A 9,667-nucleotide genomic window follows, 5' to 3' on the forward strand; every position below is an offset into this window, starting at 1 on the left:
GCTGAGCCCCGGCCCGGCGGGCGGCGGTCCCGGCTCCTAGGCCGGGCGCTGGAGCACCACCAGGCACCGCCCCGTCAGCGCCACCCGGTCACCGGCCGCGAACTGCGGTCCGGTGCCGGGCGGCAGGACGTCCGGGCGTGCCGTGTCCACCACCAGGTGCCACTGCGTGCCGTGCCCCGGCGGGACCGTGAACTCCTGCGGCTCGGGCGCCGCGTTGAACATCAGCAGGAACGAGTCGTCGGTGATCCGCTCGCCCCGGCTGCCCGGTTCGGAGATGGCTTCCCCGTTGAGGAACACCGTCAGCGCCCGCGCGTGCTGCGCCTGCCAGTCCCGGGCCCGCATCTCCTCGCCCTGCGGGGTGAACCAGGCGATGTCCGACAGCTCGTCGTGCGTCCCCTCGACCGGACGGCCGTGGAAGAACCGCCGCCGCCGGAAGACCGGGTGGTCGCGCCGCAGCCAGACCATCTGCCGGGTGAACTCCAACAGCGCGGGCGAGGGCTTGCCCGGCTCCGGCCAGCGCACCCACGAGAGGTCGTTGTCCTGGCAGTACGCGTTGTTGTTGCCGCCCTGCGTCCGGCCGAACTCGTCGCCGTGGCTGAGCATCGGGACGCCCTGCGAGAGCATCAGCGTGGCCGTGAAGTTGCGCATCTGGCGCTCGCGCAGCTCCAGCACGGCCGGATCCTCGGTCGGCCCCTCCACCCCGCAGTTCCACGAGCGGTTGTGGGTCTCGCCGTCCCGGTTGCCCTCGCGGTTGGCCTCGTTGTGCTTCTCGTTGTAGGAGACGAGGTCGTGCAGGGTGAAACCGTCGTGGCAGGTGGTGAAGTTGATGGAGGCCAGCGGGCGCCGCCCGTCGTCCTGGTAGAGGTCCGAGGAGCCGGTCAGGCGGCCGGCGAACTCCGCGAGCGTACGGGGCTGCCCGCGCCACAGGTCCCGTACCGTGTCCCGGTACTTGCCGTTCCACTCGGTCCACAGCGGCGGGAAGTTGCCCACCTGGTAGCCGCCCTCGCCCAGGTCCCACGGCTCCGCGATCAGCTTCACCTGGCTGACCACCGGGTCCTGCTGGACCAGGTCGAAGAACGAGGACAGCCGGTCCACCTCGTGGAACTGGCGGGCCAGTGTCGCCGCCAGGTCGAAGCGGAAGCCGTCCACGTGCATCTCGGTGACCCAGTAGCGCAGCGAGTCCATGATCAGCTGGAGCACGTGCGGGGACCGCATCAGCAGGGAGTTCCCGGTGCCGGTGGTGTCCGTGTAGTGCCGCGGATCGTCGGCCAGGCGGTAGTACGAGGCGTTGTCCAGCCCGCGGAAGGACAGCGTCGGGCCGAGGTGGTTCCCCTCGGCGGTGTGGTTGTAGACCACGTCCAGGATCACCTCGATCCCGGCCTCGTGCAGGGCCCTGACCGCCGACTTGAACTCCAGCACCTGCTGGCCCCGGTCGCCCGAGGCGTAGCCGTTGTGGGGGGCGAAGAAGCCGATGGTGTTGTAGCCCCAGTAGTTGCTCAGCCCGTCGTTGACCAGCCGGTGGTCGTGGACGAACTGGTGCACCGGCATCAGCTCCAGCGCCGTCACCCCGAGCTTGGTGAGGTGCCCGATGACCGCCGGGTGCGCGAGCGCGCCGTACGTGCCGCGCAGCTCCTCGGGGAGGTCCGGATGGTTCATCGTCAGACCCTTGACATGGGCCTCGTACAGCACAGTGTGGTGGTACTCGTGCCGGGGCGGCCGGTCGTTCGCCCAGTCGAAGTACGGGTTGACCACGACCGAGCTCATGGTGTGGGGGGCCGAGTCGAGGTCGTTGCGGGAATCGGGCCGGCCGAAGTGATAGCCGTACACCTGTTCGCCCCAGGCGACGCTGCCGCTGATGGCCCGCGCGTAGGGGTCCAGGAGCAGCTTCGCGGCGTTGCAGCGCATCCCGCGCTCGGGTTCGTACGGGCCGTGCACGCGGAACCCGTAGCGCTGGCCCGGCATGATGCCGGGCAGGTAGGCGTGGCGGACGAACGCGTCCGTCTCACGCAGTTCGACGGCGGTCTCCGAGCCGTCGTCGTGCAGCAGGCACAGCTCGATGCGACGGGCGGCCTCGGAGTAGACCGCGAAGTTGGTACCGGCGCCGTCGTAAGTGGCGCCCAGGGGATACGCCTGTCCCGGCCAGACCTGCATAGATAACGACTCTTCCCTCGGTGTCGGAGGATGTCCCGGCTGACCCGGCATGGACCACGTCACTTGCCAGATCTTCCCCGAAAGAGCGGCTCCACGCGGGGACTTGTGTTGCTCCTCCCGGGTGACCCGGTGAGCGGACAGTAGGGTCGGCGGACTGTACGGGCATCGGATAATGGGTCAACGGACAGCCGGTGTACGGACCATCGGGCTGCGTCGGGCCGCGCGCGCGGAGTACCCTTCCGTGATCACTGGAGACGGGCGTCCAGACGCAGAAGGCGGTGCACGGGTGAGCTCGGGAGGTCTGGAGCTGCCCCCTGGTGACAGCGGTCACGAGGGTGGCCCGGCGGACGCACCGGGGAGCGCCCCCGCAGGGGCGCCCGCGGGGGTCGCGGCGGGGGCGGTGTCCCTGGCGGGCGGACCGGCCGCGGGCGGGAACGCGGGAGCCGGGGCCGAGCTGGAGTGGAGCGCGGAGGCCTGGAGCGAGGTCCGTACCCGGGCCCAGCGGGCCGGCCGGGCGTACATCTGGCTCAACCTCGTCGAACAGCGGCTGCGGTCGGTGGTCGGCGCGGTCCTGCGGCCGATCTACGAGCCCGTGCACGGCGGGGACGACTGGGTCGTCGCCGCGGCCGGGCCCGCCGGGCAGGAGTGGGTGCAGCGGGCCGTGGCCGTGCGCGAGGTCAGCAGGCGCAAGGGCTACCTGCTCGACTCCGCCGACGACAACGTGCTGAGCTTCCTGACCCTGCCGCAGCTGCGGGAGCTGATGGTCCAGCACTGGCCCTGCTTCGAACCGTACTTCGACGACCGGCGCGAGATCGAGCTGGCCATGGACGAGCTGGAGGTCACCCGCAACGTCGTCTCCCGCAACCGGGCGCTGTCGCGCGCGGTGCTGGAGCAGGCGGAGCGGGCCTCGGCCCGGCTGCTGGAGGTGCTGGGCGGCGGCGCGGGCAGCCCCGCGGCGGACCGGCTGCCGATCGACGCCGTCGAGGACCTGGTGGGCGACCGGTACGCGGACGTCATCTCGGTCCACCCGGACCGGGTGCGGCTCCAGCGGCAGCTCCCGGCGGAGGACCTCTTCGGCGGCGCCCGGCGCCTCGACGCCATCGGCATAGGCCTCAACCTGCTCGTCCAGAACTTCTCGGGCCGAAGACTCGTCCGGCTCACCGAGGCGGGCTGCCGGGTGCGGCTGCTGTTCCTGAACCCGGCGAGCAGCGCGGTCAAGCGGCGCGAGCGGGAGCTGGGCCTGCGCAAGGGCGAGCTGAGCCGCTCGGTCGAGATGAACATCCTGCACGTGCGCCGGGTCCGGGCGGGCCTGCGCGACCCCTCCCGCTTCGACATCCACGTCTTCGACGAGACCCCGCGCTTCACGGCCTACCTGGTCGAGGGGGAGTCCTCGGGCATCGCGGTCGTCCAGTCGTACCTGCGCCGCGCGCGCGGCATGGAGTCGCCCGTCCTGGTCCTGCGCGGCGGGGGTGGCGGGCGCGGGGTGCGCAAGGACGCGGAGCTCGGGCTGTTCACGACGTACCGGGAGGAGTTCGAGTCGGTGTGGGAGGACTCCCGCCCGGTCTCCTGAGCCGTCCTCACCCCTGCCCCCTGTTCCCCGGCCCCTGTCCCCGGCCCCCCGGCCCCCTGTCCCCCGCCCCCCGGGAGCGGGCCTGTCAGTGGCCCGTGGCAGGCTGAATGCCGTTGACCGAAGGTGTGTGTTCGTACGGGGGAGGGGCGCGGGATGGGGGACTGGCACGGCGGTGTGCTGATCGGGTTCGACCTGGAGACGACCGGCACGGAGCCGGGGGAGTCGCGGATCGTGACGGCGGCCGTGGACGGCGGCGGGGTCCGTGCCCGGCGCCGTCCGGCGGCCCACGCCGGAACGAGGGCCGCGTGATGAGCTGGATCAGCGGGCCACTGGTGGCCTTCGACCTGGAGACCACGGGCACCGATGTCGAGACCGACCGCATCGTCACAGCGGCGGTCGTGCGGCTGGACGCGGCCGGGGCCGTCTCGGCCGAACGGACCTGGCTGCTCGATCCCGGGGTGGCGATACCCGAGCAGGCGTCGGCGATCCACGGCATCTCGACGGAGCACGCCCGCGAGCACGGGGCGCCGGCGGCTTCGGCCATCGAGGAGATCGTGCAGGCCGTCGCCGACGGGCTGCGCGCGGGGACGCCTCTGGTGGTGATGAACGCTCGCTACGACTTGTCGCTGCTGGACCGTGAGTGTCGGCGGTACGAGGTCGAGTCGATCAGCGAGCGGCTGGGCAGTGTGCCTTCGCCCGTCATCGATCCGCTGGTGATCGACAAGCATGTCGACAAGTACCGGAAGGGTAAGCGGGCCCTCCACGCGCTGTGTGCTCACTACGGCGTGTCGCTCGATGACGCGCACGACGCGAGGGCGGACGCCGTGGCCGCCGCCCGGGTGGTCCGACGCCTGGGTGAGAGGCATCGGCCCGTCGGGGCGATGCCCTTGGCGGATCTGCATGACCTCCAGGTGCGGGCGGCGGCGGAGCAGTCGGTCTCGTTGCAGGCGTACCTGCGACGCACCGCGGACCCGGCGGCGGTTGTCGAGCCCGCGTGGCCCCTCATCCCCCGGAGCCGATGACCGCGCTGGTCAGACTTCTCCGGTCGCGAGAGCCTGCGAGTGGTAAAGGGTGATCCGAGCGATGCTCGGTATGGCTCATCTGCACATGCCTCGGCGGGCGTCCCGCCGTCGGGGTACTCGATGCCCAGGTCGGAACCCGCTTCGGCGGAGTCCATGAGCACCGCCGGACCGTCATGCTCGGCGGGGTCCTGTCGGTCAGGGGCATGAGTCCCACTGGTCGCAGTACTCGATGTGGATCTCGCGCGCGTCGCCGAGAATGCCGGCGGTGGAGTGGAGTTCGGTGCAGAAGTGCGGGTAGCCCGGATGGACGGGGACGTACCCGGGGCCGTTTCGGGCGACGTCGAAGAAGTGCCGGGCGGTGTCCTTGAATACCTTCGCGCTGCCGGTCATGAAGAGGGTCTCGGCGTGGAGGTGCTGGTGGAAGAGATCCCGGTTCTCCCGGTGGTGCCGTGCCTCGTGATCAATCACGGCTCCCTCGGTGTGTCCTGGGCCGGGCAGCGTCACGGTCTGGGGGCGCCCTGGGCCGAGCCGCCCTCGTATCTCCTTCCAGCGTGAGGGTGCGAACTGGAGCGAGTGGTGCAGCAGTACGAGATCAAGCTGCCGTGTGCCGTCTTCCGGCAGCTCCCGTGAGGGGCCACGGTTCCCCCGCATCGGCAGGTGGACCAGCGAGCGCGGTGAAGAGGCAGCGAGCTTCCACAGCCCACCGATTCGTCGGGCGGCGTCCTGATCGAGGTAGGTGTCCAGGTGTCGATCGTGGTCGATGAGCACGGCGTGGACCAGGGGTCGGGCGGGTCGGATGACCTTGAACTCCGCGGATCCGAGCCGTGCTTGGTGGATGGTGACGGGTAGCTTCATTGGTTCTCCGGGACACGGCGGTGGACATCGGCGGCGAGAGCAGCCAGTGATCGTGAGGGTGTCGGTGTAGTCGTCGTTGGCCGGGTGAACGTCGAGCTGCCGTGGTGATCCCGCCCTCCAGCCCAGCGCGACGAGGCGTTCGTCGCGGGCCGGCAGTGCTCCGGTCAGAAGGCGTGCCAGCGCGTCGCGTGGTCGCCCTGGCGCAGGGAGGTGACGCGGCGGCGGAATTCCGCGAGGGCCCTCGGATCGGCCGGGGCGTGCTGCGCGACCCAAGCGCAGCTGGCCGTCTCGCGCGCTCCGCGCAGGACCGCGCAGCCCGCCCAGGTGCGGACGTCCCACCCGTACGCCGTCGTGAACGCCTCGTACGACTCGGCGGGCAGGCCGTACCGGTCGCGCGAGAGGGCCATCACCACGAGGTCGTGCTCGCGCAGGTCCGCCGACACCGTCTCCAGGTCCACCAGGACCGGGCCGTCCGGCCCCACGTGGACGTTCCGGGGCAGGGCGTCGCCGTGCACGGTGCCGCGCGGCAGGTGCGGGGTCAGGCCCGCGACCTCGCCGGCGTAGGCGTCGCGGCGGGCCCGCAGGTACGCCGCGTCCTCGGGGTCGATCGCGTCCCCGGCCAGCCGCAGCCAGCGCTCGACCCCGCCCAGCAGGTCGCGCGGCGGGAGCGCGAAGGGCGGTGCGGGCAGGGCGTGGACGGCGCGCAGGAGCACGGCCAGGTCCTCGGGGCCCGCGGGCCGGACGGCATCGGGCAGCCGGTGCCACAGGGTCACCGGATGCCCGTCCACCAGCCGGGCCTCCGGCGCGGCCGCGCGTACCGCCGGGACACCGGACGCGGCGAACCAGTCCGCCACCGCCAGTTCCCGCTCGGCCCGCGGCAGCAGGGACGCCTCCCGGCCCACCTTGACGACCAGCTCGTCCACGGCGAAGACGGCGTTCTCGCCGAGGGAGAGGAGCGCCGGCCCCCGCCCCGGCCCCGCGCCGAGGCCCGCCGCCGTCAGTACGTCCCTGGCCCGCGCCTCGTCCATGCCCGTTCGCCCCGTCCTTCGCCGGATCGCCGTGAATCGGGCCAGTCTCGCATCCGGGTCCCCGCGTCCCAAGGCTGCACGGTTGCACGAGACGTCTCGTCTCGTTATAGTCGCGTCATGACCTCAGCCAAGCCCGCGCACATCGCCATGTTCTCCATCGCCGCCCACGGGCACGTGAACCCGAGCATCGAAGTCGTCCGGGAGCTCGTCGCCCGGGGCCACCGCGTCAGCTACGCCATCCCCGCCTCCTTCGCCGAGAAGGTCGCCGAGACCGGCGCCACACCGGTGGTCTACCGCTCCGTCCTCCCCACCGACGACGAGCCCGAGGCCTGGGGGACCGAACTCATCGACCACCTGGAGCCGTTCCTCGACGACGCCGTCCAGGCCCTCCCACAGCTCGCCGCCGCCTTCGAGGGCGACGAGCCGGACCTCGTCATCCACGACATCACGTCCTACCCGGCGCCCGTGCTCGCCCACCGCTGGGGCGTCCCCGCCGTCTCGCTCTCCCCGAACCTCGTCGCCTGGGAGGGGTACGAGGAGGAGGTGGCCGAGCCGATGCTCGCCGAACTGAAGGCCTCCGCGCGCGGGAAGGCCTACTACGCCGCGTTCGCCGCGTGGCTCACCGAGAACGGGCTCGGCGACCAGGTCGACCGCTTCCAGGGCCGCCCGCGCCGCAGCATCGTCCTGATCCCCCGCGTACTCCAGCCGCACGCCGAACGCGTCGACCCGTCCGTCCACACCTTCGTCGGCTCCTGCCAGGGCGAACGCGCCGACCAGGGCGGCTGGCAGCGGCCGCCCGCCGCCGAGGGCAAGAAGGTCGTCCTGGTCTCCCTCGGCTCCACCTTCACCCGCCAGCCCGCCTTCTACCGGGCCTGCGCGGACGCCTTCGGGGACCTCCCCGACTGGCACGTCGTCCTCCAGATCGGCACGTTCACCGACGAGGCGGACCTCGGGGTGCTCCCCGCCAACGTCGAGGTCCACCGGTGGGTCCCGCAACTGGACGTCCTGCGCCAGGCCGACGCCTTCATCACCCACGCGGGCGCCGGCGGGAGCCAGGAGGGCCTCGCGACCGGCACCCCGATGGTCGCCGTCCCCCAGGCCGTCGATCAGTTCGGCAACGCCGACATGCTGGTCTCCCTCGGCGTGGCCCGCCACATCCCGATGGCGGACGCGGACGCCCCGACCCTGCGGGAGGCGGTCCTGGCACTGGTGGCGGACCCCGCCGTGGCCGCCCGCGCCGAGGAGATCCGGGCCGGGATGGCCACCGAGGGCGGCACCCGCCGGGCCGCCGACCTCATCGAGGCCGAGTTGCCGCGGGGTCTTGTCACAGGCGCCCCCTAGGGTGCCCGCATGACGAACAAGGGCACGGCCAGGTACGCGGCACTGCTGCGCGGGATCAATGTCGGCGGGAACAAGAAGGTCCCCATGGCCGAGCTGCGCTCCGTGCTGGAGGGCCTCGGCCACCGCGACGTGGGCACGTACCTGCAGAGCGGCAACGCCGTCTTCAGCAGCGCCGGCGGGGACCCGGCGCAGCTCACCCGGCAGTTGGAGGCGGCCGTCGAGGCCCACTTCGGCTTCCGCGTGCCCTGCCTCGTGGTCGGCGCGGAATACCTGCGCGCCGTCGCGGAGGCCTGCCCCTTCCCCGCCGCCGCGCTGGAGGGGAAGCAACTGCACGCCACCTTCTGCTCCGAGCAGCCCGCAGCCGAGCGGTTCGCGGCGCTGGACGCGGCGGCGTACCTCCCGGAGGAGTACCGGGTCGGCGACCGCGTCCTGTACCTCTACACCCCGGACGGACTGGGCCGCTCCAAGCTGGCCGAGGCCCTCGCCCGGCCGGCCGTCGTCAAGGGCCTCGACGTCACCACCCGCAACTGGAACACCGTGGTCAAACTCGTCGAGCTCACCGGGCCGTGAGGCCGGAACCCGGGCGGAGCCCCGGTCCGCCGGCCTGACCCCGCGCGGCGGGGCCCGGGCGGCGGGGCCCGGGCGCAACGCGGCCGGCGGGATGTGCCAGGCTCGGTGCATGCGTTACATCATCATCGGCGCGGGCGCGGTCGGCGCCACCATCGGCGGACGGCTCGCGCAGGCGGGCCGCGAGGTCGTCCTCGCCGCCCGGGGCGCGCACGCGCAGGCCCTGCGCGCGGACGGACTGCGGCTCACGACCGCCGACGGCACCCGGGTGCACCGGCTGCCCGTGGTGGAGGGTCCGCGGGAGCTCGGCGAACTGCGGTCCGACGACGTGCTGCTGCTGGCCGTCAAGACCCAGGACGCGCTCGCCGCCCTCGACGCGTGGGGCGACGCCGAGGTGGCGGGCGGCGGCACGGGCGCCCAGCGGCTGCCCGTGCTGTGCGCGCAGAACGGCGTCGAGAGCGAACGCCTCGCACTGCGCCGCTTCGCGCGGGTGTACGGGGTGTGCGTGTGGCTGCCCGCCACCTTCCTGGAGCCGGGCGCGGTCTCGGCGCTGTGCGCGCCGCTGACCGGCATCCTGCACCTGGGTCCGGCGGCGGGCGGTGCGGCGGGCGGTGCGGACGGGCTCGCCCGGGCCGTCGCGGCGGACCTCGGCAGGGCCGGCTTCGAGGCGCCGGTCGTCGAGGACGTGATGCGCTGGAAGTACGGGAAGCTGCTCGGGAACCTGGGCAACGCGATCCAGGCGACGACAGGGCCGGAACCGGACCCGGCGAAGGCCGCGCTGCTGCTGCGCGCCGTCCGCGAGGCGAAGGCCGCGTTCGGGGCCGCGGGCATCGCGTACACCTCCGAGGCCGAGCAGTCGGCGGCGCGTGACGGCAAGGTGGACCAGCCGCAGGGGGTCCGGGGCGGCTCGTCGTGGCAGAGCCTGGCCCGGGGGACCGGCTCGGTGGAGGCGGACTACCTCAACGGGGAGATCTGCCTGCTGGGCAGGCTCCACGGCGTCGCGACCCCGGTCAACGACGTCCTGCGGCACGCGGCGAACATCTTCGCCCGGGAGGCGCTGCCGCCGGGTGCGATGTCCGTCGCGGACCTGACGGCGCTGGCCGACGAGGCGGCGGCCCGCGACCGGTGAGACC

At 72.8% G+C, this 9,667-nt stretch carries 8 protein-coding genes and 1 pseudogene; 6 read left to right on the forward strand and 3 right to left on the reverse strand.

Annotated elements, in window-relative coordinates:
* Positions 1-36: 36 nt before the first annotated feature.
* A complete protein-coding gene (gene glgX / locus ACFWUQ_RS30055; protein ID WP_384544314.1) occupies positions 37-2,151 on the reverse strand; it encodes a glycogen debranching protein GlgX in 2,115 nt (704 codons plus the stop codon).
* Between the two features lie 286 nt (positions 2,152-2,437).
* Here glgX and ACFWUQ_RS30060 point away from each other — a divergent pair, with 286 nt between their 5' ends.
* The 3 genes from ACFWUQ_RS30060 to ACFWUQ_RS30070 all read left to right on the forward strand — a co-directional run bounded on the left by ACFWUQ_RS30060 (position 2,438) and on the right by ACFWUQ_RS30070 (position 4,743).
* Entirely contained in the window at positions 2,438-3,721 is a 1,284-nt protein-coding gene (locus ACFWUQ_RS30060) for an SAV2148 family HEPN domain-containing protein (protein ID WP_384544316.1), read from the forward strand.
* 153 nt (positions 3,722-3,874) lie between these two features.
* The gene (locus ACFWUQ_RS30065) at positions 3,875-4,030 is read left to right on the forward strand and encodes a hypothetical protein (protein WP_384544318.1); all 156 of its coding nucleotides are present in this window, start codon (positions 3,875-3,877) and stop codon (positions 4,028-4,030) included.
* The gene (locus ACFWUQ_RS30070) at positions 4,030-4,743 is read left to right on the forward strand and encodes a 3'-5' exonuclease (protein ID WP_384544320.1); all 714 of its coding nucleotides are present in this window, start codon (positions 4,030-4,032) and stop codon (positions 4,741-4,743) included. The genes ACFWUQ_RS30065 and ACFWUQ_RS30070 overlap by 1 nt, the downstream gene beginning before the upstream one ends.
* A gap of 195 nt (positions 4,744-4,938) precedes the next feature.
* Here the strand turns inward: ACFWUQ_RS30070 and ACFWUQ_RS30075 are convergent, their stop codons facing one another.
* Together ACFWUQ_RS30075 and ACFWUQ_RS30080 are read right to left on the reverse strand one after the other, a co-directional pair.
* Positions 4,939-5,598, reverse strand: a complete 660-nt coding sequence (locus ACFWUQ_RS30075) for a hypothetical protein (protein ID WP_384544322.1) — start codon at positions 5,596-5,598, stop codon at positions 4,939-4,941.
* 164 nt (positions 5,599-5,762) lie between these two features.
* Positions 5,763-6,626 carry a phosphotransferase enzyme family protein gene (locus ACFWUQ_RS30080; RefSeq protein WP_384544324.1) on the reverse strand — a complete coding sequence of 288 codons (864 nt, stop codon included), beginning with the start codon at positions 6,624-6,626 and terminating at the stop codon, positions 5,763-5,765.
* 31 nt (positions 6,627-6,657) lie between these two features.
* Here ACFWUQ_RS30080 and mgt point away from each other — a divergent pair.
* The 3 genes and pseudogenes from mgt to ACFWUQ_RS30095 all read left to right on the forward strand — a co-directional run bounded on the left by mgt (position 6,658) and on the right by ACFWUQ_RS30095 (position 9,663).
* Positions 6,658-7,967, forward strand: a pseudogene (gene mgt, locus ACFWUQ_RS30085) (macrolide-inactivating glycosyltransferase).
* A gap of 9 nt (positions 7,968-7,976) precedes the next feature.
* On the forward strand, positions 7,977-8,537 hold the full coding sequence (locus tag ACFWUQ_RS30090) for a DUF1697 domain-containing protein (protein WP_384544326.1): 561 nt from the start codon (positions 7,977-7,979) through the stop codon (positions 8,535-8,537).
* Positions 8,538-8,646: 109 nt separating this feature from the next.
* A complete protein-coding gene (locus ACFWUQ_RS30095) occupies positions 8,647-9,663 on the forward strand; it encodes a ketopantoate reductase family protein (protein ID WP_384544328.1) in 1,017 nt (338 codons plus the stop codon).
* Positions 9,664-9,667 lie beyond the last annotated feature (4 nt).

The organism is Streptomyces sp. NPDC058662 (genome assembly GCF_042716255.1).
Classification (GTDB): domain Bacteria; phylum Actinomycetota; class Actinomycetes; order Streptomycetales; family Streptomycetaceae; genus Streptomyces.